Below are 26,544 nucleotides of genomic sequence, written 5' to 3' on the forward strand. Positions count from 1 at the left end.
TTTTTTTAATACATATACCAATGAGTGACGCTATTAAACATGAGTGTGGCATCTCGGTCATCAGGCTGCTCAAGCCGCTTGAATATTACAAGGAAAAATATGGATCGGCTTTTTATGGGGTAAACAAGATGTACCTCATGATGGAAAAGCAACATAATCGAGGACAAGATGGTGCTGGTTTTGCCAGTATTAAACTGGATGTGGAAGCGGGTCAAAGATACATGAGCCGGGTACGTTCTTGTGAGCAACAGCCAATACAGGATATATTTGCACAAATCAATCAGCGTATAAATAATGAGCTTAAAGAACATCCGGAATACGAGAATGATGTGGCCCTTCAGAAAAAGAACATCCCCTATATAGGAGAGCTTTTATTGGGCCATGTTCGATATGGAACCTTTGGAAAAAACAGTATAGAAAGTGTACATCCTTTCTTGAGGCAAAATAATTGGATGCATCGAAATCTAATCGTTGCTGGAAATTTTAACCTGACCAACGTACACGAATTGTTTGACAATTTAGTGCAGCTGGGCCAACATCCAAAAGAAATGGCGGATACGGTGACCGTTATGGAAAAAATAGGTCACTTTTTGGACGATGCCGTGGCCAAGCTGTATAAACAGATCAAGAAGGAAGGGTATAGCAAGCAGGAGGCTTCCCCTATTATAGCTGAACGCTTAAAAGTCTCCAAAATATTAAAAAGGGCCGCCAAGAATTTTGACGGAGGATTTGCCATGGCCGGACTTCTAGGACATGGTGATGCATTTGTGTTAAGAGATCCCGCAGGTATCAGACCGGCATATTACTATAAGGATGATGAAATAGTAGTGGTAGCTTCTGAAAGACCCGCTATTCAGACCGTTTTTAATGTTCCATTTGAGGAAGTAATTGAATTGGAGCCCGGAAATGCCATAATTGTCAAAAAGAATGGCACCACTAAAATTAAGCAAATATTGGAGCCTAGGGAACGTAAAGCATGTTCCTTTGAGCGTATCTACTTCTCAAGGGGAAGTGACAAGGAAATTTACCAAGAACGAAAAATGTTGGGAAAACTAGTTTTTCCTCAAATTCTTAAAGCTATAGACAATGACCTTAAGAATACCGTATTCTCCTATATTCCAAATACGGCAGAAACTTCTTTCTTTGGTATGGTAAAAGAGGCCCGGAATTACCTCAACAAGAAAAAAGAAGAGCAGATTCTTGCCATAGGTGCGAATATAACCAGTGAAGAACTACATGAAATTTTAGAGGTAAGACCCGAATTGAAAAAGTTGCCATTAAGGATGCCAAACTTAGAACTTTTATTACTCAAGATGATAGTCGTGATGATCTTGTGGCCCATGTGTACGACATATCCTATGGCTCGGTGAAGAAAGGGGATAATCTGGTTATTATTGATGATAGTATTGTTAGGGGTACTACCTTAAAGAAAAGTATTTTGAGGATACTTGATCGGCTTTCCCCAAAAAAGATAATTGTGGTTTCTTCTGCCCCACAGATACGATATCCTGACTGTTATGGAATCGACATGGCGAAGCTTGAAGATTTTATTGCTTTTAGGGCCGCACTGGCACTACATGAGGAGAACAACTCCATGCATATAATAAAAGAGGTCTATAAAAAATGTATTGAGCAAGTGAGGTCTAAGGATAAGGACATCATAAACTATGTTAAGGAAATATACGCCCCTTTCAGTGCAGACCAAATTTCCCACAAAATAGGGCAGCTATTAAGTCCAAGTGATATTAAGGCCGAGGTCCAAATAATCTACCAAGGCATTGCAAACCTTCATGAGGCATGTCCAAAAAATTTAGGGGATTGGTACTTTACCGGAAATTATCCAACACCTGGTGGCAATAGAGTGGTTAACAGGGCATTTATTAATTTTTACGAGGGAAAAAACGAAAGGGCCTACTAATTGAAACTATTCATTCAACCCTAAAACATTGCATTTCGTCGATAAAAAATGTATTTTGTCGATGTAATGGTTTTTCAGATAGCACTAACCTTACTTTTAAGCTTGCCATAGCATAAGTAGGTTAAGTTCATGGTAAGATTTGGGGCAAAAAAGGTGGAGGACTCTCCGCCTTTTTTATTTTCTGTACTTTTCTAAAATTCAACTTTCCTTAGCTGTAGGATAATAATACAACTTAGGTATTTCAACTAAGGTTTAAGTCGTTCAACCAATTCCTTTTATTTGAACGTTCTTTGAATATATCTTTGGAGACCATAGCATAAGTAGGTTAAGTTCATGGTAAGATTTGGGGAAAAAAGGTGGAGCTATGCTCCGCCTTTTTTATTTTGACTCAATACCAATTACTTACCATATAAGTAATCATGACACTTTAAATAGAAAATAAAATTTTTTAACATTTCTTTTTTTATTTCCCACAATACCAGTAATTTAGTCATGCCATAGCATAAGTAGGTTAAGTTTATGGTAAGATTTGGGACGAAAAGGGTGGAGACTTCTCCGCCCTTTTCTATTGTATCCAAACAAAAACCACTTACAGATTTTCTCTATAAGTGGTTAATATTGTCACTATTGAATTGTTATTTAACCTTCTATTTATTCGCCGAATACAATTTTGACACCTCTTCCCAATTGATAATGTTAAAAAAAGCATTTATATAATCAGGTCGTTTATTTTGATAATTTAAATAGTAGGCATGCTCCCAAACATCCAATCCTAAAATGGGATGTCCTCCACATCCAACCCCGGGCATAATTGGGGTGTCTTGGTTAGGAGTAGAGCAGATTTCCAATTTACCTCCCTTATGCACGCACAACCAAGCCCATCCAGATCCAAATCTAGAACCTGCGGCATCACTGAATTTTTCCTTAAAACTATCGAATGAACCAAAAGCGTCTTCAATAGCTTTGGCTAAATCCCCGGAAGGTGCTCCTCCTCCATCCGGGGAAAGTATAGTCCGAGAAAAGAGAGTGATTATAAAAACCTCCTCCATTGTTACGGACTGCCATATTGTTCATATCCAAGCCCGACAAAATATCTTCGATTGATTTTCCATCTAGATCGGTTCCTTCAATCGCCGCGTTCAATTTTGAAGTATATCCGTTATGATGTTTTGTATGATGTATTTCCATTGTCCTAGCATCAATATGTGGTTCTAAGGCCTCATATGAATAGGGCAAATTTGGTAACTGAAAAGCCATAATTTATTTGTTTTTAGATTAATAATTAATGTCCTTCAAATTTAAGGATTTTAACATTTATATTAACCCAATTATTTGTTAAGAACTGTACCATAATCCTTATTTTGCAAGTAAAAATAGGTGCAAGAAAGTCCATTCAAGATATACAACGCCTCGGCCGGTTCAGGGAAGACCTATGCCCTCTCAAAGGCCTATCTTAAAATAGTACTTTCCTCCCCATATAGTTTCAAAAGAATTTTGGCCATTACATTTACCAACAAAGCTGTAAACGAAATGAAATTTCGAATACTGGATAGTCTCTATTCTTTTGGTAAAGTCCGTTCGTTGGATAAGGCGCCGCCACTTTTCCTAGATCTCATGGAAGATTTACAATTAAGTATGGATTCCTTGAGGGATGTAAGCAAGCTCCGTTTAAAGGAAATATTGCACAACTACGCCTTTTTTGACATCTCTACGATTGATAAATTTACACATAGGGTGATTAGAACCTTTGCAAGAGACCTAAAAATACCTCAAAACTTTGAGGTATTCTTGATGTAGATATATTACTCAATGAAGCTGTTTCTAGGGTCTTATCGAAAGCGGGTGAAGACCAAGAACTCACCAAAATCCTAATGGATTTTGCAATGGAGAAAATTGATGACGATAAAAGTTGGGATATTGGTTTTGACCTTTTAAAAATAGCAAAACTTCTTTTAGATGAGACAAATACATACCATATTCAGCATTTTAGGGAAAAGAGGCTTTCCGATTTTATTGCTTTGCAAAAACATATACAGTCGCACATTACACAGACGGAAAAAAGTATACATCAACTAGCCAAAGAAACACTTTCTTTTATACACGCAAGTGGAATTGATGAATCCGATTTTCCAAGACAAACACTTCCCAATCATTTCAAAAAGATTTTGGACGGGGTTATTAATCCATCCCTTATTTATAATAATAAGTTAGAGGATAACCTGATAGAAGGGAAAATATTAAAAGCGGGGTTAGCTAACCCATCAGAAGATTTTGCCCATAATATATTACAGAAATACTTGTCTATAAAGGAACTGGTCTATCAGCGAGGTTTTCTCTTTAATATATACAGCAACCTTGTTCCACTAACTCTTTTGAATACAATAGAATATGAATTAAAGCTTATTCAAACGGAGAGAGACCAACTTTCCATTTCAGAATTTAATACTATTATTTCCAAGGAAATAAAAAATCAACCAGCACCCTTCATCTACGAGCGATTGGGTGAAAAATACAAACATTATTTTATTGACGAGTTTCAGGACACTTCTGAGATGCAATGGGACAATTTGGTCCCATTGATTGGGAACGCATTGGAGGGAACTGATGAACAAGGTAGAGCCGGGTCCTATTTTTGGTTGGGGATGCAAAACAAGCTATTTATAGATGGCGAGGAGGTAAAGCGGAGCAATTTTTGGATTTGGCCACCCGAAAAACAATCCATTCTCCATAACCGGTGAAACGTATCAGCTTCCCAAAAATTATAGGAGCTATGACGAAATTATCCATTTCAACAACAACTTCTTCCAAAACAGTAGTTCCATTTTGGAAAACCCTGAATACCAAGTTTTTTTTAAAGCGGGAAACCTTCAAGAAACGAATAATAAGGACGGTGGGTATGTTGAACTAAGTTTTTTACCCGAAGAAGATGACAAAGCATACGCTCTTAAAGTTATGGATGCTATTGGCCATTCGCTAGAATCCGGATTTGATTATGGAGATATCTGCATTGTAGTACGTAAAAAGAAACACGCCGTTGCCCTGACAGATTTCTTAATGTCTCAGTCCATTCCCGTGGTTTCCTCGGATTCGCTTTTATTATCTAGCAGCCCAAAAGTTCAATTTCTGATTTCATTGGCACGATTTTCCTTAATTTCAGATTATAAGGAAACCAACTATAAAATTCCGGAGTATTTATCCGAGACAAAAGAGGAAAGGCATGACTTTGTCCATACCCATTTAACTGAATTGAATTTGTTCTTAAAGTCGGAGTATGATTTTGATATAGATAAGGTTAGGGGACAATCCCTATTAGATTTTATGGAACATGCCATAAAGGTTTTTGATTTGGCGCCTGATTCTGATGCGCATCTGCTTTCTTTTATGGATTTTGTATTTGATACGGAGCAGCAAAATGGTTCTGATTTCCATGCCTTATTGAACAATTGGGAACTTAAATCCAATACCTTAAGTATTAGTACCCCGGAGAATACGTCTGCTGTCTTGGTCGTAACCATACACAAATCAAAGGGATTGGAATTTCCTGTAGTAATTTTCCCTTATGCAAATTCCAATATTTTTGAGGAAATAGACCCAAAGCTTTGGATACCCGTAGATCCAAAGATATTCATGGGTTTTGATGAGCTCCTTATCAGTAAGAAGCAAGAGGTGAAGAATTATGGGGAAATTGGTAATGCCCTTTTTGAAATGGAACAACAAAAACTTCAATTGGATGCATTTAACCTATTATACGTGGCACTTACGAGGGCAATACACTCCCTATACATCATCAGTTACTATGATATAAAGAAAGACGGTACTCTAAAAACCGATTATTACTCCGGCCTATTCCTAAAATACCTAAAGGATATTGGTGCCTGGAGAGATGGAGTTTTAGAGTATAAATTCGGAAAAGAGAGAAAGTACTTTACACCGGAAGGTAAGGAGGAGAAAAGATTTACGGTTCCATATCTATATTCATATAAGGATCGTGAAACATTTAAAATCCACACCAAAGCAGGAATGCTATGGGATACAAACAGGGAAATAGCTTTGGAACAAGGAAACGTGTACCATCATATCCTTGAAAATATAAGTACTGTTCATGATTTGGAACCGGTTTTGGACAAGGCCCTAAAAAAAGGCCTTGTGACAGAATCATCCTATGGGAAGGTCCGTGAAACCCTTTTTAATTTAATTCAGCATCCAAAATTGGAGGAGTATTTCCAGGAAGACAATATTGTTTATAACGAAAGGGAACTTCTATTATCTGACGGTTCCTCTTTAATACCGGATCGTGTAGTCCTAAAGGAAGATGCCGTCATTATCATAGACTACAAAACAGGTAAAAAAAGTCCCAAATACAAGGAGCAGCTGGAATCCTACGCAAATGCATATGAAGAAATGGGATTCAAAGTAGAAAATAAAATCATTGCTTATATTAACAAACACATAATTGTAGAATATATTTAAAAATGTACGGAAAAATAAAAGAGTATTTACAGGCAGAGCTACAACAAATAAAGGAGGAAGGCCTTTATAAAAAAGAGCGAATTATTGTTTCTCCTCAAGATGCGGTCATAAAAATTTCAACCGGAGAAGAGGTAATTAATTTTTGTGCCAATAATTATTTGGGGCTATCCTCTCATCCATCTGTAATCCAAGCTGCCAAAGATACTTTGGATACCCATGGGTTTGGAATGTCGTCAGTAAGGTTTATATGTGGTACACAGGATATACATAAAGAACTCGAACACAAAATTGCTGAATTCTATGGTACCGAGGATACCATTTTGTATGCGGCCGCCTTTGATGCAAATGGTGGGGTTTTTGAGCCTCTTTTGGGTCGGAAGATGCCATTATATCAGATTCATTGAACCATGCCTCAATAATTGACGGTGTTAGATTGTGCAAGGCACAAAGGTATCGATATGCCAATAGCGATATGGATGACTTGGAAACACAATTAAAAAAAGCCAATGAAAATGGAGCTAGATTTAAAATAATCGTTACTGACGGGGTGTTTTCCATGGATGGTCTAGTAGCACCATTGGACAAGATATGTGATTTGGCGGATAGATACGATGCAATGGTCATGATAGATGAGTGCCATGCTGCCGGTTTTATAGGTTCAAAAGGGATAGGAACTTTGGAGGAAAAAAATGTATTGGGCAGAATCGATATCATAACAGGAACTCTAGGTAAGGCCTTGGGAGGTGCAATGGGCGGATACACTACCGGTAAAAAGGAAATCATTGAGCTATTAAGACAACGATCTAGACCTTATTTATTTTCAAACTCGTTGGCACCCGCAATAGTGGGAGCGTCTATTAAGGTGTTCGATATGTTAGCCAAGGACACCTCATTGAGGGATAAATTACAATCGAATACCAATTATTTCAAGACAGGCATGAAAAAGGCTGGATTTGACATAATTGATGGGGATTCAGCCATTGTCCCCGTAATGCTGTATGATGCAAAGCTTTCACAACAAATGGCTGAAAGGCTATTGGAGGAAGGGATTTACGTTATTGGTTTCTTTTATCCCGTAGTCCCAAAAGGAAAAGCAAGAATCAGGGTACAGTTATCGGCAGCTCACGAAAAAGAACATCTAGATAAGGCAATCAACGCATTCATTAAGGTTGGAAAGGAGCTGAATGTCGTTTAAATGCGCATTTTATGCTATTAAATGAGTTAAAAAAACAAGAAATTGATTTTGTTAATAATATTTAACAACTTACATTTGCAGCTAATAAACACTTAAAACTTAAAATTTTGAACATGAAACATCTTAGCAAATTATTGGTTGTTGTCCTACTTGTTGTAGGTTTTAACAACATACAAGCGCAAGACGAGAATAATCCTTGGCAAGTGCAGTTCGGTGCTAACGCTATCGACGTATATCCTACCGGGGATGTAAGTTCTTTTGGTAATGAATTCTTTAACGTAAACGACCACTGGAACATCCTTCCTTCTATTTCTTATGTAGGAATATCCAAAAGTGTTGGCGGTGGCTTTTCCATTGGAGCTAGAGGTTCCTTAAATAAAATAAGCAAATTAGGCGATGTTAGTGTTGATGACTTGTCTCACTATGCTATAGATGGTACAATAAAATATAACCTAACGAAAGAAACTGTAATCCAGCCATTTATTGAAGTTGGTGGTGGTTATACTTGGGTTGATGAAATTGGTGCAGGTACTGTAAATGGTGGATTAGGACTTAACTTTTGGTTCACTGAAAACCTTGGTCTTACATTACAATCTACTTACAAGCATGCTTTCGAAGATTATGGTGTTAAACATTTCCAACACTTAGCTGGTATCTCTGTTAAGTTTGGAGGTACTGATACTGACGGTGATGGTATTTATGACAAAGATGATGCTTGTCCGTGAAGTTGCTGGTCTAGAAGCGTTTAATGGTTGTCCGAGACTCTGACGGTGATGGTATAGAAGACAGTAAAGATAGCTGTCCAAACGAAGCTGGTTCTAAAGAAATGAATGGATGTCCTGATTCTGACGGTGACGGTGTTGCCGATAAGGATGATGCTTGTCCAAATGAAGCTGGTCTAGCTGCTTTGGCTGGTTGTCCGAGATGCTGATAGCGACGGAGTTGCTGATAAAGACGATGAATGTCCAAACGAAGCCGGTCCATCTGAAAACAATGGATGCCCATGGCCTGATACTGATGGAGATGGCGTTCTTGACAAAGACGATCAGTGTCCGAGATGTAGCTGGTACTGTAGCTAATGCTGGATGTCCGTGAAGTTACTGAAGAAGTACAGAAGCAATTGAACGACTATGCTAGAACTATCTTGTTCGACACTGGTAAGTCTTCTATCAAAGCTGAATCTACTTCTGTAATGGTTGATATCATCCAAATCTTGAATGAGTACCCAACTGCTAAATTTACAGTAGAAGGACATACTGATAGTGTAGGTAGTGCCAAATTGAACCAAAGTCTTTCTGAGTCAAGAGCTCTTTCTGTAAAAGAATTCTTAGTAGACAAAGGTATCGAAGAGTTCAGGTTGTCAGCTGTTGGATATGGTGAGGACAAGCCAATCGCTACTAACAACACAAGAGCTGGTAGAGCACAAAACAGAAGGGTAGAAATTAACTTAGTAAAATAAGTTACCTTAAATAAACATTAAGTGTTTTTATACTTGAAAAGCTCCGCATTCTGCGGAGCTTTTTTATTTTTATGAACATGGTTAGTTTCCTAGACGAAGTAATTGATGAATTATGCAGCCAAGAGGTTAAGCTAGCTGAATGTATCTACATACTTCCCAGCAAAAGAGCTGGAACCTTCCTTAAAAAAATTATTTCCAAAAAACTAGGAAAGACCATACTCTCCCCTGATGTATATAGCATTGAAGAATTTGTTGAAAAAATTGCAGATTTATCCTATGCGACACAAACACAACAACTTTTCGAACTATACAAAGCTTATCTAGAATCAGGTACTTACGAGAAGGAATCCTTTGAATCTTTTTTGAACTGGGGACAAACACTACTTCAAGATATTAATGAAATAGACAGGTATTTAATCGACACTTCTTCGTTGTTTTCCGGATTGGCTGCAATACAAGAAGTAAACCATTGGTCACTAAGGGAAAACCAAACGTCCCTAATGAAAAACTACCTACGCTTTTGGAACCAATTAGACGATATTTACCACACCTTCAATGCCAATCTTATTAGCCAGCATATCGGCCATCAAGGTCTAGTGTATAGAAAAGCTTCCGAAGTGGTAATACAGTATGAAAATCAAGAAAAAAGACCGCATATCTTTTTGGGGTTTAATGCATTGAATGCCGCAGAAAGCAAAATAATACAAATTCTACTGGGCAATCAACAATCTAAGATTTTTGGGACCTGGACACCTACTTTCTAAATGACAACATACATGATGCCGGATTGTTCATAAGTAAACACAAGAAATCCTGGCCTTTCCTTAAATCCAATCCTCTAAAAGGAATTAGTGATAATTATAGGGAGAAGAAAAATATAAGGGTCGTCGGCATACCTAAAAGTATTGCACAAACCAAATATGTAGGTGACCTTATAAATCAAATCCAAGAAACGAATCCAAAACAATTAGAAGGTACGGCCGTCATACTAGGAGACGAATCACTCCTTAATCCTTTGTTGAACAGTATCCCTAAAACTATTGCTTCCGTTAATATTACCATGGGGCAGAAATTGGATTTGACCGGTTTAGCCACATTTTTCTCCAATTTTATAGACCTGCACCTAGCAGTAACCCGAAAAGGATGGTTTTATACTGATTTTACAGCATTTATAAACAACCCTTATTCCATTGCATTACTTGGAATAAGTGATATCAAAGCCGAAAAATTAATATCTCATATACATCAAAAAAATTGGATATATATCTCGAATAGAGAGCTTCGTCAATACTCAGATTCGAATCCGAGAGGTTTTTGATCAGCTGTTTTTCGAATACAAAACCCCAGCACGATTTGTTGAAAAGTGCTCATCTCTGATTCAAACTTTAAAATTGATATTCGAAAAAAACAATGAATACCTCGCCCTCGAGCAATTATTTAAAATACATACCCTATTCAATCAAATTGGGGAATTGGTACAGGAATATGAATATCTAAATTCCTTAAGGAGTCTTAAAAGCCTTTTCCGCCAATTAATTTCGTCAGAGACGTTGGATTTCCAAGGTGACCCGTTAGAGGGTCTTCAAATTATGGGAATGTTGGAAAGCAGAAACCTAGATTTTGAAACAGTAATTCTGACTTCGGTAAATGAAGGTATCCTCCCATCCGGAAAATCAAACAACTCATTCATCCCCTTCGATTTAAAAAATGAATTCGGATTACCCACCTATAAGGAAAAAGACGCCGTGTACACTTATCACTTTTATCGATTGCTGCAGCGGGCCAAAAATATTTACTTGATATATAATACGGAACCGGATGTTCTCGGAAGGAGGTGAAAAAAGTAGGCTTATCACCCAAATATTAACTGATGAAAACAGGGACGATGTAGTTGAGAATATTGCTACCCCTAACATTCAGGCAATAACTCATTCCCAAAAAATTATCCATAAAAGTAAGGGGCTCATTGACCTTTTGAACAACTATGCCGTCAACGGATTTTCCCCTAGCTCACTAAGCAACTACATTAGAAATCCGATAGATTTTTATAAACAGAACCTATTGGGCATACAATATACTGAAGAGGTTGAGGAAAATATTGCAGCCAACACCATGGGGACTATTATACATGACAGCCTCGAGGAACTTTACACTCCATTTATTGATAAGGAAATTGACCGAAACCAACTCATCGAATCAAAGAAATCCATTCAATCCATCGTCCATAAAAATTTTAAGAAAACATATCTAGATGGAGCATATGAGAGTGGCAAAAACCTTATTGCCTATAATGTAGTGATAAGATATATCGAAAACTTTCTCGGATAATGAAATCGAAACGCTTCAACACCATTCTATCAAAATAATTGGACTAGAGAAAAAACTGAACATAAAATTAAGACTTCCCAACTCCGACCAAACCGTGGTTCTTAAGGGAAAACTAGATCGTATAGACCTATGCGACGGTTTGATACGAATTATTGACTATAAAACAGGCAAGGTAGAAAAAAGGAATCTTGAAATAATTGAATGGTCAAGTATTATCGAATCCTATGACTATAGTAAGGCGTTCCAATTACTCTGTTATTCCTATATGTACCTAAGTGGTTCCCCAATCGAGCATATAAAAGCAGGGATTTTCAGCATAAAAAACCTGAAAGAGGGATTAATGTTATTCTATAAAAAATCGTCCCCTAGAGACCCTAAAAAAGACCCTATGATCAACAAAGAAATCATTAAGGAGTTTGAAATACATCTTTATCAACTAATTGAGGAAATATTAAACCCGGAAATTCCTTTTGTGGAAAAAGAAATTTAGGCTACTTCTTGTCCGGTCTACTTGGCCGTACCTCAATTTTACTTGGCAAGGTTCTAGGATGCATTTTCAATAGATCCAAAACAAGTTGTCCAATATCTTCCGGTTGTATTTTCCATGCATCGGACTCATTAGGCTCATGATTATTAAAATGAGTTGCTACAGAACCCGGCATTATCGTAGATACCTTCACATCATATTTTCGTAAATCTAACATTGCCGCTTGGGTAAAACCGACTACCCCAAATTTAGAGGCATTGTAGCCCGCACCGAAGCAAAAAAATTAGTTCCCGCCAAACTTGCCAAGGTCATGTAATATCCCTTAGATCTTTTGAGTTCCTCAACGGACGCCTTTAACGTGTGGAAAACACCATTTAAATTGGTGTCGATCATCCGGTGCCACTGTTTATCTGTCATTTCATCTATTGGTGCAAAATTACCCACGCCTGCATTGGCAAGCACCACATCAAGCTGACCCCATTTTTCAACAATCCGGTTAACAGCATTCATTTCATCCTCAATCCTACAAACATCAGACACGATACCAATGACTTCCGTATTGTTCAGCTCCTTTAAACCCTCATCTACGCTAGCATCGGTTCGACCACTTATAGCTATACGCATTCCAGCACCCAATAGGGTTTTTGCGACCCCCAAACCTATTCCTTTAGTGCCACCAGTAATGTATACTACTTTATCTTTTAAATCCTTCATTTTAAATTTTTTACAAAATTATTAATCTATTGGCACTAAAGTAGCGAATATGCTTAAAGATTTAACGGTTTTGATTTGCTATATTTAAAGGTTTTAAATTCAAGAGAAATGAACAAAATTGTACTATGGTCAATTACCGCTGCTTTAGCAGGGTTTTTATTTGGTTTCGATACTGTGGTAATTTCAGGTGCCGATAAAAAATTACAGACACTTTGGGACAGCTCTGATGCCTTCCATGGTTGGGTCGTAATTTCCAGTGCTCTTTGGGGTACAGTTCTAGGGGCTATCTTTGCCGGCATTCCCACAGATAAGTGGGGTAGGAAAAATACCTTGATCGCCATTGGATTACTGTACAGTATCTCTGCAGTTGGATCGGCCCTATCCAATGACCCTATAACATTTGCCTTTTTTAGGTTCATAGGAGGCATAGGAGTAGGGGTATCTACTATTGCTGCCCCCGCATATATTTCAGAGATCTCTCCAGCGAACAAAAGGGGAAAGCTGGTAGGTTTTTATCAGTTTAGTCTTGTCTTTGGAATCCTCATCGCATTTTTGTCAAACTTTCTTTTGAGCGGAATTGGAGACAACGATTGGCGTTGGATGGTGGGCGTTGAGGCCTTCCCTGCAATAATTTATACGCTATTCATACTAACCGTACCTAAGAGTCCAAGATGGTTGTTAATGAACGGAAAAACAGAGGAAGCGGGCAAAATACTTCAATTAATAAATCCTAACGGAAATGTGGATGAGATGATTGAAGAAATTCAAAAAAGCAATGCAAAACCAGAAAGTCATGAACACATCTTCATGAAAAAATATCGGTTTCCCTTGATTCTCGCATTTTTGATTGCATTTTTTAATCAGACTTCAGGAATCAATGCGTTTTTATATTACGCACCAAGAATATTTGAGGAGGCAGGGCTTGGAGAAAGCACGGCGCTCTTAAGTAGCGTAGGAATCGGGGTAACTAACATGATTTTTACTTTGATAGGGATTAACCTAATAGACCGTTTGGGAAGAAGGCAATTAATGTACATTGGATCCATTGGATATATAATTTCCCTATCATTGGTAGCATGTGCATTTTTCCTCGGATGGGAGGGCATGGCCGTACCTATCTTCCTTTTCATCTTTATTGCAGCACATGCCATTGGTCAAGGAACCATTATCCGGGTCTTTATTTCAGAAATATTTCCTAACCATCTAAGAGGAAGCGGGCAATCTTTTGGATGTTCCGCACATTGGATATTGGCAGCTGCCATTCCAGCAGCAGTCCCATTTCTTTTCTCTAGCATTGGAGCCGGAATGGTATTTGCATTTTTCGCCATTATGATGGTTTTACAGCTTTTGTTTGTTAAGTTCATGATGCCGGAAACAAAAGGTGTTTCCTTAGAGGAGTTGAGTAAAATCCTTGTCGGAAAAAAATAAGACATCATTAAAGGAAAAGGTAATTAACCCAGTAATTTGAAGCTTTATAAAAAAGAAAAATACAACGACCTTGGTCTAGATACCAAATCTCCTTCTAGCGGTTACAGGGCTCTTAACAAAGACGGTAGCTTTAATGTTAGAAAAGAAAACGTATCCTTTTTTGAAGGGATGAATATTTTCCATTCCTTGGTTTCAATGTCATGGCTTCAATTCTTTTTGGTTCTTGCCTTGGGTTATTTCATGATCAATTTAGTTTTTGCCTCGTTATACCTTTTTATTGGTACGGAACATTTAACAGGAATATATGGAACCACCAAAATAGACCAGTTCATTGAAGCCTTCTTTTTCAGTGCTCAAACCATTACTACATTAGGATATGGTCAAATAGCGCCCTTAAACCTGGCGGCAAACATAGTAGCTGCGACAGAATCCCTTTTGGGTCTATTATTGTTCGCTTTGGCCACAGGTCTTATGTATGGCAGGTTTTCAAAACCCTATGCAACTATAAAATACAGCTCCTTGGCCGTAATAGCTCCCTATAATGATATTAACGGCTTTATGTTTAGGGTAGTCAACCCAAAGAACAACCAATTACTGGAAGTAGAGGTGAACGTAAACCTATCCTTAAAACGAGAGAACTCAGATTTACGTGACTTTTACTCTTTAGAATTGGAACGGTCAAAAGTGGTCTTTTTTCCAACCATGTGGACGGTAGTACATCCTATTTCCGATAAAAGCCCTATATACGGATTTAAAAGTGAAGAGCTTATTGCAAAGGATGCCGAGTTCATTGTTGTCATAAAAGCTTTTGACGAGTCCTTTTCCCAATCCGTCTATTCCCGTTCATCTTATAAAGCAAATGAAGTAAGATGGGGAGCCAAATTCACCTATCTCGCCAAGAGGGATGAAACAGGCATATCCATTGACGTGGGAAGAATTGATGACACCTTTGAAATAGATCTGAACCAATCAGGTTCATAAAAACAAAAAAGCCGCACAATTGTGCAGCTTTCGTGGAGAATACCGGATTCGAACCGGTGGCCTCTTGCCTGCCAGGCAAGCGCTCTAGCCAACTGAGCTAATCCCCCTTTTTGAGCGTGGCAAAGGAAATACTTTTTCAGAACGTATCAAAATACATCTTAATCTTTCTTGGTGCTCAAAATCAATACCGGGATAGGAACCGAAAACTCCGACTTCAATATGGTGCTTTTCTCCCAAAGCTTCTTAAAGAAGCCCCGCTTTCTCCTAAATACGCACAAAAGTTCTCGGATGTTTTGACTGAAAATGCTCCAATACACCCAGGTAAGTAGTGGCATTTTCGGTTATCGTCAATTGAGAACTAATGTCCATAAGGGCTGTATTTATTTTAAGATCATCATCTGTATAGCCTGGTGTTTTTACCAATAACAAGTTAACCTTAGCCCTATGCTTTTCAGAAATAGTAATCAAAGGGTTCAATATCCTTTTACGCTTTAGTATACCTGATCTAAAGGCTACCAAAATATTATGATATGCTGTATATTTTGTGCCTTTAGGGACAACTAGAGTGGGAATATTGGTCTGCTTTATGATTTTTCCGGAGGTATGTCCTAAATATAACTCTTCCTGTATATCGTTACTTCGAGGGGCGAGAATAATAAGATCTATTCCCAATTCATTATCTATTTCCAAAAGACCGTCCACCAATTCACCTTTAAAGGACGCTATTTTGATATCTATTTGTTTGGCGTCTATTTGTGAAATGACTCCTTTTAATCGCTCCTTACCACTTTCTGCAACGATTTCCGAAACATTGGCCAGGGTACCGGCCTTAGAAGTAACGTTAAACACTTCCATTACATAAACCTGGGCACCAAAATCGGTTGCAAAGTCTACGGCATATTGCAAGGTTTCGCTGGCATCCGGTGAAGTGCCAATGGGAACAAGGATATTCTTCATGGTTGATTTGTTGTTAATTCCTCTAAATTTACAATTTTAATACATCGAATGACGATTCAGCCAGCAAAGATATCTGAAATTCCCAATATTCTTACCATGACAAACGCATGTAGAATACACATGGAGTCTAAAAACATTTTTCAATGGACAGAGGAATATCCCTCCGAGGAAAAATTCCTTATGGATATTGAGAGGGGCGAGTTATTCCTGCTCAAAAAGGAGCACAAACTCATTGGTTGTATTGTTATGTCTACTCTCATGGATGAAGAATATAGGGATGTTGCTTGGTTATCGAAGAATTCCAAAAACCTTTATATACATAGGTTGGCGGTGCATCCTGAAGAACAAGGGAAAGGATACGCCCAGCAACTGATGGCCTTTGCGGAGAAACATGCCAAGGAAAACGGTTTTGTATCGATTAGGTTGGACACCTTTAGTCAAAATATTCGAAACCAAAAATTTTATGAGGCAAGAGGGTATAAGAAATTGGAGGATATTTACTTTCCAAAACAAAGTTCCTATCCTTTTCATTGTTATGAACGTTTAGTCTAAGCCGATCTTGAAATCTACGGTAACCTTAAAAAGAATCAATAGCCTGGCCATACCGGCCACTGTTGCCGGTATTGCAGAGCCTTTGCTTTCTATAACAGACACCGCCATAGTAGGGAATATTCCGGTAGACGGATTGGAATCACTTGCTGCTGCAGGTATTGTTGGGTCCTTTTTATCGATGTTGATTTGGGTCTTGGGACAGACCCGAAGTGCCATCTCGGCTATCATTTCACAATACTTGGGTGCGGGGAAGTTGGAAGAGGTAAAAACATTGCCCGCCCAGGCCATTTATTTGAACATAGCCCTGAGCGTGCTGATATTATTATCTACTGTTTTCGTAATCCGTGAGATTTTTGAGCTTTTAAATGCCTCCGGAAAAATCTTGGAATATTGTATTAGTTACTATTCCATTCGTGTATGGGGATTTCCGCTCACCCTTTTTGTTTTTGCGGTCATGGGAATCTTTAGAGGGTTACAAAACACCTATTGGCCCATGGTCATTGCCATTACCGGAGCCATACTCAATGTAATTCTTGATTTTCTTTTGGTGTATGGAGTTGAGGGAATTATTGAGCCCATGTATTTGGAAGGAGCTGCATGGGCCAGTCTTATCGCACAGTCGGTGATGGCCATTATGGCACTATGGCTACTTTGGAAAAAGACTGAAATCAGCCTAATCCTTAAATTCCCTATACATCCGGAATTAGGACGATTGGTAGTCATGAGTCTAAACCTATTTGTAAGAGCCTTAGCTCTGAACACGGCCTTAATTCTAGCTGTGAGGGAAGCAACGGCCTTGGGCGATAAATATATTGGTGCACATACCATAGCGATAAACCTTTGGCTTTTTTCGGCCTTTTTTATTGACGGATATGGTGCCGCAGGAAATATTATGGGGGGTAGGCTCTTGGGTGAAAAGAACTATGACGACCTATGGTTGCTGGCTAAGAAAATAGTGAAATATGGATTTTATGTAAGCCTGGTTCTTATGGTCGTTTCCTTTCTTTTTTACAAACCTATAGGCCGCCTTTTTTCCAATGAGGAGCTCGTTCTGAACACTTTCTATAGCGTGTTCTATATTATTATCCTAGGGCTGCCCTTTAACACCATAGCATTTGTACTAGATGGGGTTTTTAAAGGCTTAGGGGAAATGAAATACCTACGCAATACCTTGCTCATCGCAACCTTCCTTGGGTTTGTTCCCATTTTGTTTTTAGGCCGGTTTTTAGATTGGGGGCTTTCAGGCATTTGGATAGCGTTTACCGTTTGGATGTTCATTAGGGGCGGGGCCTTGGTACTTAAATTCCGAAGAAAGTTTCGACCCCTATTGCAAAACCATTAATTTTGAAATAAATACGACGAACTATGGGAACCGATAGGGAAAACGGCAGTCTTTATACCAGTATGAACGGTAAGGTAGCGACCATTGAGTTTGGTCATCCTGCCAGTAATTCCTTTGTGGCGGTTTTGTTGGACCGGCTTGCAAAGGAGTTCAACAAACTTTCAGAAAACGCGGATGTCCATGTCATTATATTAAAATCCGAAGGGGAAAAGGCATTTTGCGCTGGAGCTTCCTTTGACGAATTAATGTCCGTTAGCAACTTGGAGGAGGGAAAGGAGTTCTTTAGTGGGTTTGCCCATGTTATTAATGCCATGCGAACCTGTAAAAAAATAATCGTTGGTAGGGTTCAGGGCAAAACCGTAGGTGGAGGTGTTGGTTTGGCCGCCGCCTGTGATTATGTGTTCGCACATGAAAATGCATCTATAAAGCTATCGGAATTAAGTATTGGTATTGCACCCTTGGTCATTGAGCCAGCAGTGGAACGCAAAATAGGAACAGGCGCTTTGGCAGAATTATCCTTGGCTCCCACAGAATGGAAAAATGCCTATTGGGCACAGGAAAAGGGACTTTACGCCAAGGTGTTCGATTCGTTCTCCGAAATGGATAAGGAACTCGACTTTTTCACCAGTACCTTGGCATCCTATAACCCACAAGGATTGTCTGATTGGAAAAAGGTCCTTTGGAAAAATACCGAGCATTGGGAACAGTTGTTGAATGAGCGTGCCGCCATTACGGGAACTTTGGTACTTTCGGATTTCACCCGAAACGCACTGTCAAAATTCAAAAAATAAGCAATAAGCCAAACCTTGCTTCGTTGTTAACGATAAAATTCTATTAAATGGAAATTCTGCAATTTTTAAACGGGAACCTCATTTTTCCTATCCTAGCGCTTGTTCTTGTCGTCGTTTATTTCGTGAACAGAATTCGTACAAGACGCAGGTTTAAACGATAGTCTACTATCGTGTTTTTAGCCAGCCAGTAATGCTCAACCTTTGACGGTTGGCAGGTTTGACCTCATGTTCAATCTTCTGGCTTTCAAAGATGACTGTCCTACCTGGCATTGGAAAAACAGCTTTTGGATATTCCTTACCGTTTTCATCATTCAAATAAAGTACCAATTCACCACCATGCTCAGGTAACCAATCGTTCTCATTTAAATAGCATACTACGGAAAGTCTGCGGCAATCATCATTTTGGAATGTATCCAAATGCCGTCTGTAGAATTTCCTTGCAGGGTAGACCGCATAATGAAATTCCTTTCGAAGGATTCCCGTAAAACAGGTTTTATTGAGATAGGCGGAAAGTTCATTGATTTTGCCGAAAAAACCTGTCTGTGTGGGATTTAAATTGGCTTCATCCATCCAAAGAATGAAATCTCCCCTGATTTCAGTTTTAATGACTTCGTTTGTCCTGTTTCCAATAGCTGCTTTTTTAAAATGATCCTCCTCGTATTTGTCCAAAAGGTCTTTCCTAAGGCCCGTTATAGTTTCTTGGGGAAAGAAATTATCGAGAATACTATAACCGTCCCTTAGGATATCCTCGATCAACTGCTCGAAAAGCGGATTTTCTTCAAAATCAAGTTGTTCTGCCAATCCAACCATTTCAATTTTTTAAAAAGCCGACAAATGTAATTCTAAAAGGGATCGGTTTTACAAATTGAATACCTTTGTATCCTCAAATGGTATTTATGGGTACGATTAGGATCACCAAGCAGTTCAATTTTGAAACCGGGCACGCTTTGTACGGATATGATGGCAAATGCCGAAATGTTCACGGCCATAGCTATAAACTTTCTGTTACTGTGATAGGAAAACCCATTACAGATACATCTCATGTGAAATTGGGGATGGTAATTGATTTTGGTGATCTAAAAAAAATCGTGAAAGAGGAAATAGTCGACAAATTTGACCACGCTACCGTGTTCAACAAAAATACGCCTCATGTAGAGCTTGCCGCTGAACTCACCGAAAGAGGGCATAATGTAATTTTGGCAGAATACCAACCTACCAGTGAAAACATGGTCATTGACTTCGCAAAAAAAATCAAGGCAAGACTTCCGAGAAAACATTCAATTATTCTCCCTAAAACTTCAGGAAACGGATACCTCCTTTGCGGAATGGTACGCAAGTGACAATTAAGGGCCGAACATTTCCTATCTTTATCAGTGATGACCACTATACATCTTCCCGAGGGCAAAAAAGTTTACTTCGCAAGCGATAATCACTTGGGAGCTCCCAATAAGGAAGTCAGTTTTCCAAGGGAGAAAAAGTTTGTGGCTTGGCTAGATGAAATTAAATCCGATGCGGGTACCATTTTTCTATTGGGGACCATATTCGATTTTTGGTTCGAATATAAAACGGTAGTTCCTAAAGGTTTTACAAGAACCTTGGGAAAGTTGGCTGAGCTTTCGGACTCCGGTATTAAGATTTATTATTTTGTCGGGAATCATGACCTTTGGATGGATGGCTATTTTGAGGAAGAGCTCAATATTCCCGTCTACCACAAACCACAGCAATATCTTATCAACGACATTTCCTTTTTTATTGGGCATGGAGATGGTCCGGGCCCACATGACAAGGGATATAAGCGAATGAAGAAAGTATTCACCAATCCGGTTGCCAAATGGCTTTATAGATGGATGCATCCGGATTTGGGGGTAAAGGTGGCCCAGTACTTTTCTGTGAAAAACAAGCTGATCTCAGGCGATGATGATGCTAAATTTTTGGGTGAGGATAAGGAATGGTTGGTACAGTATGCCAAGCGAAAACTGGAAACCAAGCACTACGACCACTTTATTTTTGGACATCGCCATTTGCCTCTCGGAAATAGACCTTCAAGAAGATTCGAAATATACCAATATTGGGGATTGGGTCAATTTTTTCACTTATGCCGTTTTTGATGGAAAAGAATTGATTCTCAAAACCAACGAACGAGAATAAATTTATTGTATCTTTTTCTTACAAAATAATTAATTGGTTTTACAACATTATTTAGTTCCTGGTGAACATATTATCTAATTTAACCCTGTTATTAAGTTTTAATGTTGATTCCCTAATCCGCATAACCTACTAACCCAAATTTTTAACAATACCTACATTAAAAAAGCAAGCCCCAGTGATGGGGCTTTTTTTGTTCTCGTTTATCAATTGTGGGCCTCATAGTCCTCTATATCCTTTGAAAGGTCCAACTTTCTAAATGATGGTGATCCGAACGCCGTTATCCCAACCGTCAATAAGGTCATACTTCCTCCGAAAATTACCGCCGTGACCGTTCCCATAAGTTTTGCAGTAACCCCACTTTCAAAAGCACCCAATTCGTTGGAAGAACCTACGAACATAGAATTTACGGAAGCTACCCTACCTCGCATATTATCAGGCGTTTTTAGTTGAAGTATCGTCTCGGCGAATAATCATGGAAACTCCGTCCACGGCACCACTTACGAAAAGTGCAATGACCGACAGCCGGAAATAGGTAGACATCCCAAAAACGATGATGCAGATTCCAAATCCGAATACGGCCCACAGTAGCTTTTTACCAGCGTTTTTATGTAGCGGGAATCGCGTGGAGCCTAACATGGTTATGGAGGCTCCAACGGCAGGAGCAGCCCTAAGAATTCCAAATCCTTCCGAGCCCACATGTAAAATATCCTGTGCAAATACGGGCAATAGTGCTACTGCCCCTCCAAAGAGTACCGCAATCATATCCAAGGTCAATGCTCCAAGAATGGCTTTTGTGTTAAACACAAACTTTAAACCTTCACGCAAGCTTTGAAATACAGGTTCCCCAATTTTGGGATTCATAATCGGTTTTCTTGGTATCTGCAACAAGGCCATCAGGGCTAAGATGGAAAACCCAAATATTACGCACATAGACCAATGCACCCCAATAAAACTAATGGAAAAACCGGCCAGTGCAGGCCCCAAAACAGAAGCCAATTGCCACGTAGAGCTGCTCCAAGTAGCCGCATTCGGATAAATTTTCTTTGGAACGATAAGAGCGATGAGCGAAAAGATAGTGGGACCTAAAAAGGCCCGCACCAAACCTCCTAAGAAAACTAGGGCATAAATTCCATATAATATCGTTTCTGTCTCCCATTCATCCTCCAAAGTGGGCCAACTCAACACAAACAGTCCAAAACTAATGACCGAAAAACCTAGGATGCATTTCACCAAAAGGTTTCGTTTTTCTTTTTGGTCTACGATATGTCCGGCAAAAAGAGCCATTCCCACCGCTGGGATAACTTCCATTAAACCAATAATTCCAAGGGACAAAGGGTCTTTGGTCAAGGAATACACTTGCCATTCGATTACAATAAATTGCATGGATCAGGCAAAGACCATAGCAAAACGGACCAGTAAAAAAATATTGAACTCCCTGAACCGCAAGCCTGCGTACGGGTCAATTTTTTTGTTCATACACTATACGGTAATTTCAATTCTGTTCCCTTCCGGATCCAATACAACACTTTCATAATAACCATCTCCTGTAGTCCTAGGCGCACCGATCACTTTAAAACTATCCTTTTCCAATTGGGCCGTTAAGGTATCCACTTTTTCTTTTGAACCCACTGAAATAGCAAAGTGTATCAATCCTAAAAACTCATTTTCTCCCACGGAAGTCAACCCTACGTCAGCTATATCAGCCCGATGCATTAACTCAAGTCTTGGGCCACTATCGAAACTCAGAAAATAAGAAGTGAATTGTTTTCTTGGATTCACATATTTATCCCCCGAAACCGCGCCAAAATAGTCCTCGTAAAAGGTTCGCATCAACTCTAAGTCCCGCACCCATAGGGCCAAATGTTCTATTTTCACTGAATATCCCTTATTTTAAGCTGAAGACTGATAGTTCCCTGCCATTCATTTTCATCGATAGAGAAAACTGCATTGAATGGCTTCCTGCTTGTAACTTTAGAAATTTTGTCGCCCAGTCCAAATCCAATTCCCTCTATCTTATAGCTATCCTCTTGTGTCACCGACACCTTTAAATGTGTTCCGTCCTGCCCCACCGTTCTGACATAACCCGTATCCACCAAGTTCTCGGCCATAAAGACCGGAGCCATATTTCCTGGACTGAATGGGGCAAACTGTTTTAGAATTCGCATTAATTTAGGTGTTATGTCCTTTAGTTCGATTAGGGTATCCACCTGAATTTCAGGTGTTAACAAGGTCGGGTCTATAGTGTCCTTTACCACCTTTTCAAACTGTTCCTTGAAAGCCTCATACTGTTCCTCCAACAAGGTAAGTCCTGCCGCATATTTATGCCCTCCAAATTGTTCAATACATTCGGAACAGCTCTCCAGTGCATTGTACACATCAAATCCTTTGACCGAACGTGCAGAGGCAGCCAACTTATCGCCGCTCTTCGTAAAAACTAGAGTAGGTCTATAATACGTTTCCGTCAATCGGGAGGCCACAATGCCAATCACTCCTTTGTGCCAATCTTCCTGGAAGACAACCGAAGTGAATCGGTCCTCTTCCCTATTTCGCTGTATCTGTAATATCGCCTCCTGGGTAATTTCCTGATCTAGTCCTTTTCTTTCAGAATTAAACTTTTCTATTTCCAAGGCAAACTTTGTCGCTTTGGATATATCAGTTTCGGTAAGCAAGTTCACGGCATGTTGACCATGTTCCATACGTCCAGCGGCATTGATTCTCGGCGCAATGATGAATACCACATCGGTAATGGTAAGAGTCGATTTTTTAAGCTGTTGGATAATGGCTTTAAATCCTGCCCTAGGATTTTGATTGATAACCTGTAGGCCATAATAAGCCAAAATCCGATTCTCTCCGGTTATAGGTACAATATCGGCTCCAATAGCCGTAGCTACTAAATCCAAATAAAGCACTAAATCGTTTATTCCTTCACCTCTTTTGGTTCCAAGTGCCTGCACGAGCTTAAAACCAACTCCGCATCCACAGAGTTCTTTGTAGGGATAATTACAGTCCTCCCGTTTAGGATCCAAAACGGCCGTTGCCATAGGTAAGATAGCATCGGGCCTATGATGATCACAAATGATAAAATCAATTCCCTTTTCCTTGGCATAGGCAACCTTTTCTATTGCCTTGATACCACAATCCAAGGCTATGATAAGTGAAAAACCATTGTCTTCAGCAAAGTCGATTCCCTTATAGGAAACCCCATAACCTTCCTCGTATCTATCTCGGAATATAAGTGGCCACATTTGGGTAATAGGAAAGTAAATAGGAAGAAAGTAACGCTACGGCCGTAGTGCCGTCCACATCATAATCCCCATAAACAAGAATGTTCTCGTTATTGGTGATGGCCTCCTTTATTCGGGCCACCGCCAAATCCATGTCCTTCATCAAAAAAGGGTCATGCAATTCCTCCAATTGGGGCCGAAAAAACTTTTTGGCCTCCTCAAAAGTCGAAATTCCTCTCTGTAGCAATAAATGTGCGACAATATCATCCACCCCCAATGCATTGGCTAAAAAGTCAATATCAGACTGTTCGGGCTTTGGTTTAATTGTCCAACGCATATTTTAAATTCAAATATCAAATACAAATTCAAACACAACCTGCTTTAGTTCCGCAATACCAATCTCACTTAGCTTTATTTTTGATTATGGTAGCTAAAATTTTAATCAATTGTTCGGTCTCATCCAATAGTTCATTTCGGCTTTTGATGGCACCATATTCAATTTTGGATAAAACCTTACGATTAATTCTAGACTCTTTTAATTCCTTTAAAGAAATGCTCGCTTTATTTTTAAAATCATTATTGGTTTGTGCTCCTTGCATTTCTCCAAAATTCAGTGCCGCGCTTCCTGATGAACGTAAAAGTTGGTTGCCATAATACTGTCCGGTAAAATCATTTGGTATGTCCTTACAAAAGATAGCGATATTTGCCGCAAATGTTACTAGCCTATCTTCTAAATCATACACTTTGGACATTCCTTTGAATTTGAGTTTTGAATTTGTAGTTGTATTTTATTATTCGTGATGAAATATGGTTTTTATGTCCAACTCGGCAAATCGTCTAAACATCTCCATCACCCCACAATATTTCTCCACCGATAAATCCACGGCGCGTTGCAACTTTTTCTCTTCAAGATTCGATCCGTGAAAATGGTATTCTATGGTTACCTTATCATAATACTTTGGATGTTCATCTGTAAGATTGGCAATTGTTTCAATATGAAAGTCAGCTACTTCCAATTTCATCTTTTTGATAAGTGCGGCCACATCCAATCCGGAGCATCCTGCCGGACCGGATAGCATAAGCGCCTTGGGCCGATAGCCACTTCCGTCTCCGCCATCTTCCTTGGCAATGTCTATTCGTAAATTATGACCTGAAGGATTGTTGCTCTCGAAGGACATGTTGCCCAACCATTTGGTCGTAATATGATTTGTAGTACCCATAATATTTTGTTTCTTGTAGAATACAAAAATACCATAATTCAAAGACTAAAGCGCATACTATGGCCCTTGTAAATCCACTGGATCCAAATCACGATATAGAAACTAAAAAGTTGGCGGAATTCTTCAACGAAACCTTAGGGTTTTGTCCTAATTCTGTACTAACCATGCAGCACAGACCCGCCATATCCAAAGCGTTCATAAATCTAAACAAAGCCGTCATGGCCAACGAAGGAAGGGTCACCTCTGCCTTAAAACGAATGATTGCTTGGGTAAGTAGCAATGCCACGGGTTGCCGTTATTGTCAGGCCCATGCAATCAGAGCTGCCGAACGCTACGGGGCGGAACAGGAACAATTGGACAATATTTGGGAGTATCGTACCCATCCTGCTTTCTCTGAAGCGGAACGGGCCGCTTTGGATTTTTCCCTACACGCCTCCCAAGTACCCAATGCCGTGGATGCCAAAATAAAAGACCGCCTATACAAATACTGGGATGAAGGTGAAATTGTTGAAATGTTAGGGGTAATTTCCCTATTCGGTTACCTCAACCGCTGGAACGATTCTATGGGTACTACCATAGAAGGAGGCGCTGTGGAGAGTGCCGACCAATATTTGGGAAAACATGGTTGGGAGAAGGGGAAGCACGACGGGTCCCTGTATTAGTGGTTCAGTTCAAAAATGAATCAAGAAGCTTCAGTTTTTTTAGGATTTTGACTTACACCCCAATGCTCCTGAATAACCAAATCGTTAACATCCCCCAAAAGGTCCCAGTGGCCATACTCAAAATCGCCAATACAATGGCATGGGGCATCCATTTTAAGTTATAGGCGGCGGTAACCGCCGGGGCCGTAGCGATTCCTCCCACATTCGCCATACTGGCAATGGGCACCCAGGCCATATTCACGTTTAATATCTTGGCCAACAACAACATAAATATAAAATGCCCGAAAAGCCATATACATAAAAACCCGAAAAATGCTATATTGAATCCAAGGGTGGCTATCTGTAATTTTAGTCCCAAAACTGCCATAACTACAATGATTAGGATTCCACCGGATTTTAAGGCAAATCTAAAGTTCCATCGAGAAATAAAATTGCTCAAAGCCAGCCCTGCGAATGAGAGCAATACCACTTTTATAATGAAACTGTCAATGAAGTAATTGCTCAAAATCACTGTTCCAAGTAGAACAAAGGCACACCGCCAGGGACTCCATCTTTTTCCTTTTTCTTCTCGGATGTCTTCGGGAATTGCAACGTCGGAAATCTTGAGTAATTTATTTAAAACATCGCTCTTTTTTATGGTCTCGGAACATGAGAATTGTCCAGACATT

General features: G+C 39.3%; 20 protein-coding genes, 1 tRNA gene and 9 pseudogenes. 19 read left to right on the plus strand and 11 right to left on the minus strand.

Features of this window, described 5'->3' with window-relative positions:
- The first annotated feature begins 20 nt into the window (after positions 1-20).
- Positions 21-1,918, plus strand: a pseudogene (locus tag NYZ99_RS19040) (amidophosphoribosyltransferase).
- Between the two features lie 647 nt (positions 1,919-2,565).
- Here NYZ99_RS19040 and NYZ99_RS19045 read toward each other — a convergent pair.
- Positions 2,566-3,175: pseudogene (locus tag NYZ99_RS19045) on the minus strand (superoxide dismutase).
- A 120-nt stretch (positions 3,176-3,295) separates the two neighbouring features.
- On the opposite strand from NYZ99_RS19045, the gene NYZ99_RS19050 reads away from it, so the two are divergent.
- The 10 genes and pseudogenes from NYZ99_RS19050 (at position 3,296) to NYZ99_RS19100 (ending at position 11,860) form a co-directional block, all read left to right on the plus strand.
- The gene (locus tag NYZ99_RS19050; protein ID WP_260572688.1) at positions 3,296-3,715 is read left to right on the plus strand and encodes a UvrD-helicase domain-containing protein; all 420 of its coding nucleotides are present in this window, start codon (positions 3,296-3,298) and stop codon (positions 3,713-3,715) included.
- A gap of 74 nt (positions 3,716-3,789) precedes the next feature.
- Entirely contained in the window at positions 3,790-4,656 is an 867-nt protein-coding gene (locus NYZ99_RS19055; protein WP_476738688.1) for a UvrD-helicase domain-containing protein, read from the plus strand.
- 43 nt (positions 4,657-4,699) lie between these two features.
- Positions 4,700-6,388 carry a 3'-5' exonuclease gene (locus NYZ99_RS19065; RefSeq protein ID WP_420845236.1) on the plus strand — a complete coding sequence of 563 codons (1,689 nt, stop codon included), beginning with the start codon at positions 4,700-4,702 and terminating at the stop codon, positions 6,386-6,388.
- Between the two features lie 2 nt (positions 6,389-6,390).
- A pseudogene (gene kbl / locus NYZ99_RS19070) lies at positions 6,391-7,583 on the plus strand (glycine C-acetyltransferase).
- Positions 7,584-7,696: 113 nt separating this feature from the next.
- Positions 7,697-9,042, plus strand: a pseudogene (locus tag NYZ99_RS19075) (OmpA family protein).
- 77 nt (positions 9,043-9,119) lie between these two features.
- A complete protein-coding gene (locus NYZ99_RS19080; RefSeq protein ID WP_260572689.1) occupies positions 9,120-9,806 on the plus strand; it encodes a hypothetical protein in 687 nt (228 codons plus the stop codon).
- Between the two features lie 23 nt (positions 9,807-9,829).
- On the plus strand, positions 9,830-10,360 hold the full coding sequence (locus tag NYZ99_RS19085) for a hypothetical protein (RefSeq protein ID WP_260572690.1): 531 nt from the start codon (positions 9,830-9,832) through the stop codon (positions 10,358-10,360).
- Positions 10,361-10,433: 73 nt separating this feature from the next.
- Positions 10,434-10,880: a hypothetical protein gene (locus tag NYZ99_RS19090; RefSeq protein ID WP_260572691.1), complete on the plus strand. Its 447-nt coding sequence runs from the start codon at positions 10,434-10,436 to the stop codon at positions 10,878-10,880.
- Positions 10,861-11,370 carry a PD-(D/E)XK nuclease family protein gene (locus NYZ99_RS19095; protein WP_260572692.1) on the plus strand — a complete coding sequence of 170 codons (510 nt, stop codon included), beginning with the start codon at positions 10,861-10,863 and terminating at the stop codon, positions 11,368-11,370. Before NYZ99_RS19090 ends, NYZ99_RS19095 begins: the two co-directional genes overlap by 20 nt.
- 61 nt (positions 11,371-11,431) lie before the next feature.
- Positions 11,432-11,860, plus strand: a complete 429-nt coding sequence (locus NYZ99_RS19100) for a PD-(D/E)XK nuclease family protein (protein WP_260575287.1) — start codon at positions 11,432-11,434, stop codon at positions 11,858-11,860.
- Position 11,861: 1 nt separating this feature from the next.
- Here the strand turns inward: NYZ99_RS19100 and NYZ99_RS19105 are convergent.
- A pseudogene (locus NYZ99_RS19105) lies at positions 11,862-12,571 on the minus strand (SDR family oxidoreductase).
- 108 nt (positions 12,572-12,679) lie between these two features.
- Between NYZ99_RS19105 and NYZ99_RS19110 the strand changes: the two are divergent.
- Together NYZ99_RS19110 and NYZ99_RS19115 are read left to right on the plus strand one after the other, a co-directional pair.
- Entirely contained in the window at positions 12,680-13,999 is a 1,320-nt protein-coding gene (locus NYZ99_RS19110) for a sugar porter family MFS transporter (protein ID WP_260572693.1), read from the plus strand.
- Positions 14,000-14,035: 36 nt separating this feature from the next.
- On the plus strand, positions 14,036-14,980 hold the full coding sequence (locus NYZ99_RS19115) for an ion channel (RefSeq protein WP_260572694.1): 945 nt from the start codon (positions 14,036-14,038) through the stop codon (positions 14,978-14,980).
- Positions 14,981-15,013: 33 nt separating this feature from the next.
- Here NYZ99_RS19115 and NYZ99_RS19120 read toward each other — a convergent pair.
- Both NYZ99_RS19120 and NYZ99_RS19125 read right to left on the minus strand, forming a co-directional pair.
- Positions 15,014-15,087: transfer RNA gene (locus NYZ99_RS19120), tRNA-Ala, on the minus strand.
- A gap of 157 nt (positions 15,088-15,244) precedes the next feature.
- On the minus strand, positions 15,245-15,937 hold the full coding sequence (locus NYZ99_RS19125) for a universal stress protein (RefSeq protein WP_338039149.1): 693 nt from the start codon (positions 15,935-15,937) through the stop codon (positions 15,245-15,247).
- Positions 15,938-15,985: 48 nt separating this feature from the next.
- Here NYZ99_RS19125 and NYZ99_RS19130 point away from each other — a divergent pair, with 48 nt between their 5' ends.
- Genes NYZ99_RS19130 through NYZ99_RS19140 form a run of 3 tightly spaced genes read left to right on the plus strand, consistent with a single transcriptional unit; the run spans position 15,986 to position 18,622 of the window.
- A complete protein-coding gene (locus NYZ99_RS19130) occupies positions 15,986-16,489 on the plus strand; it encodes a GNAT family N-acetyltransferase (protein WP_260572695.1) in 504 nt (167 codons plus the stop codon).
- A 7-nt stretch (positions 16,490-16,496) separates the two neighbouring features.
- Positions 16,497-17,831, plus strand: a complete 1,335-nt coding sequence (locus NYZ99_RS19135; RefSeq protein ID WP_260572696.1) for an MATE family efflux transporter — start codon at positions 16,497-16,499, stop codon at positions 17,829-17,831.
- Positions 17,832-17,854: 23 nt separating this feature from the next.
- Positions 17,855-18,622 carry an enoyl-CoA hydratase/isomerase family protein gene (locus NYZ99_RS19140; protein ID WP_260572697.1) on the plus strand — a complete coding sequence of 256 codons (768 nt, stop codon included), beginning with the start codon at positions 17,855-17,857 and terminating at the stop codon, positions 18,620-18,622.
- Positions 18,623-18,787: 165 nt separating this feature from the next.
- Here NYZ99_RS19140 and NYZ99_RS19145 read toward each other — a convergent pair whose 3' ends face one another.
- Complete coding sequence (locus tag NYZ99_RS19145) at positions 18,788-19,432, minus strand: 2OG-Fe(II) oxygenase (RefSeq protein WP_260572698.1); 645 nt, start codon at positions 19,430-19,432, stop codon at positions 18,788-18,790.
- A gap of 86 nt (positions 19,433-19,518) precedes the next feature.
- Here NYZ99_RS19145 and NYZ99_RS19150 point away from each other — a divergent pair.
- Both NYZ99_RS19150 and NYZ99_RS19155 read left to right on the plus strand, forming a co-directional pair.
- Positions 19,519-19,969, plus strand: a pseudogene (locus tag NYZ99_RS19150) (6-pyruvoyl trahydropterin synthase family protein).
- A gap of 29 nt (positions 19,970-19,998) precedes the next feature.
- Positions 19,999-20,770: pseudogene (locus tag NYZ99_RS19155) on the plus strand (UDP-2,3-diacylglucosamine diphosphatase).
- A gap of 203 nt (positions 20,771-20,973) precedes the next feature.
- Here the strand turns inward: NYZ99_RS19155 and NYZ99_RS19160 are convergent.
- The 5 genes and pseudogenes from NYZ99_RS19160 to NYZ99_RS19180 form a co-directional block, all read right to left on the minus strand.
- Positions 20,974-22,246 (minus strand): annotated as a pseudogene (locus NYZ99_RS19160) (MFS transporter).
- Positions 22,247-22,249: 3 nt separating this feature from the next.
- The gene (locus tag NYZ99_RS19165; RefSeq protein WP_260572699.1) at positions 22,250-22,645 is read right to left on the minus strand and encodes a VOC family protein; all 396 of its coding nucleotides are present in this window, start codon (positions 22,643-22,645) and stop codon (positions 22,250-22,252) included.
- Positions 22,642-24,331, minus strand: a pseudogene (gene recJ / locus NYZ99_RS19170) (single-stranded-DNA-specific exonuclease RecJ). The gene NYZ99_RS19165 and the pseudogene recJ overlap by 4 nt, the downstream one beginning before the upstream one ends.
- Before the next feature lie 64 nt (positions 24,332-24,395).
- Positions 24,396-24,746, minus strand: coding sequence for a four helix bundle protein (locus NYZ99_RS19175; protein ID WP_260572700.1), 351 nt, complete (start codon positions 24,744-24,746; stop codon positions 24,396-24,398).
- 39 nt (positions 24,747-24,785) lie between these two features.
- Complete coding sequence (locus NYZ99_RS19180) at positions 24,786-25,214, minus strand: OsmC family protein (protein ID WP_260572701.1); 429 nt, start codon at positions 25,212-25,214, stop codon at positions 24,786-24,788.
- A gap of 59 nt (positions 25,215-25,273) precedes the next feature.
- Between NYZ99_RS19180 and NYZ99_RS19185 the strand changes: the two genes are divergently transcribed.
- Complete coding sequence (locus NYZ99_RS19185) at positions 25,274-25,876, plus strand: carboxymuconolactone decarboxylase family protein (RefSeq protein WP_260572702.1); 603 nt, start codon at positions 25,274-25,276, stop codon at positions 25,874-25,876.
- Positions 25,877-25,928: 52 nt separating this feature from the next.
- Here the strand turns inward: NYZ99_RS19185 and NYZ99_RS19190 are convergent, their stop codons facing one another.
- A complete protein-coding gene (locus tag NYZ99_RS19190) occupies positions 25,929-26,543 on the minus strand; it encodes a DUF819 family protein (RefSeq protein ID WP_260572703.1) in 615 nt (204 codons plus the stop codon).
- Position 26,544 lies beyond the last annotated feature (1 nt).

It is taken from the genome of Maribacter litopenaei (genome assembly GCF_025244665.1).
Taxonomy (GTDB): domain Bacteria; phylum Bacteroidota; class Bacteroidia; order Flavobacteriales; family Flavobacteriaceae; genus Maribacter; species Maribacter litopenaei.

Excerpts from the sequence above, each read along its gene's own strand:
- NYZ99_RS19055 (WP_476738688.1), top strand. The coding sequence starts at position 3,790 with ATGGATTTTGCAATGGAGAAAATTGATGACGATAAAAGTTGGGATATT.
- NYZ99_RS19080 (WP_260572689.1), top strand. The coding sequence starts at position 9,120 with ATGGTTAGTTTCCTAGACGAAGTAATTGATGAATTATGCAGCCAAGAG.
- NYZ99_RS19095 (WP_260572692.1), top strand. The coding sequence starts at position 10,861 with ATGTTCTCGGAAGGAGGTGAAAAAAGTAGGCTTATCACCCAAATATTA.
- NYZ99_RS19110 (WP_260572693.1), top strand. The coding sequence starts at position 12,680 with ATGAACAAAATTGTACTATGGTCAATTACCGCTGCTTTAGCAGGGTTT.
- NYZ99_RS19125 (WP_338039149.1), bottom strand. The coding sequence starts at position 15,937 with ATGAAGAATATCCTTGTTCCCATTGGCACTTCACCGGATGCCAGCGAA.
- NYZ99_RS19130 (WP_260572695.1), top strand. The coding sequence starts at position 15,986 with ATGACGATTCAGCCAGCAAAGATATCTGAAATTCCCAATATTCTTACC.
- NYZ99_RS19140 (WP_260572697.1), top strand. The coding sequence starts at position 17,855 with ATGGGAACCGATAGGGAAAACGGCAGTCTTTATACCAGTATGAACGGT.
- NYZ99_RS19145 (WP_260572698.1), bottom strand. The coding sequence starts at position 19,432 with ATGGTTGGATTGGCAGAACAACTTGATTTTGAAGAAAATCCGCTTTTC.
- NYZ99_RS19175 (WP_260572700.1), bottom strand. The coding sequence starts at position 24,746 with ATGTCCAAAGTGTATGATTTAGAAGATAGGCTAGTAACATTTGCGGCA.
- NYZ99_RS19180 (WP_260572701.1), bottom strand. The coding sequence starts at position 25,214 with ATGGGTACTACAAATCATATTACGACCAAATGGTTGGGCAACATGTCC.
- NYZ99_RS19185 (WP_260572702.1), top strand. The coding sequence starts at position 25,274 with ATGGCCCTTGTAAATCCACTGGATCCAAATCACGATATAGAAACTAAA.
- NYZ99_RS19190 (WP_260572703.1), bottom strand. The coding sequence starts at position 26,543 with ATGTCTGGACAATTCTCATGTTCCGAGACCATAAAAAAGAGCGATGTT.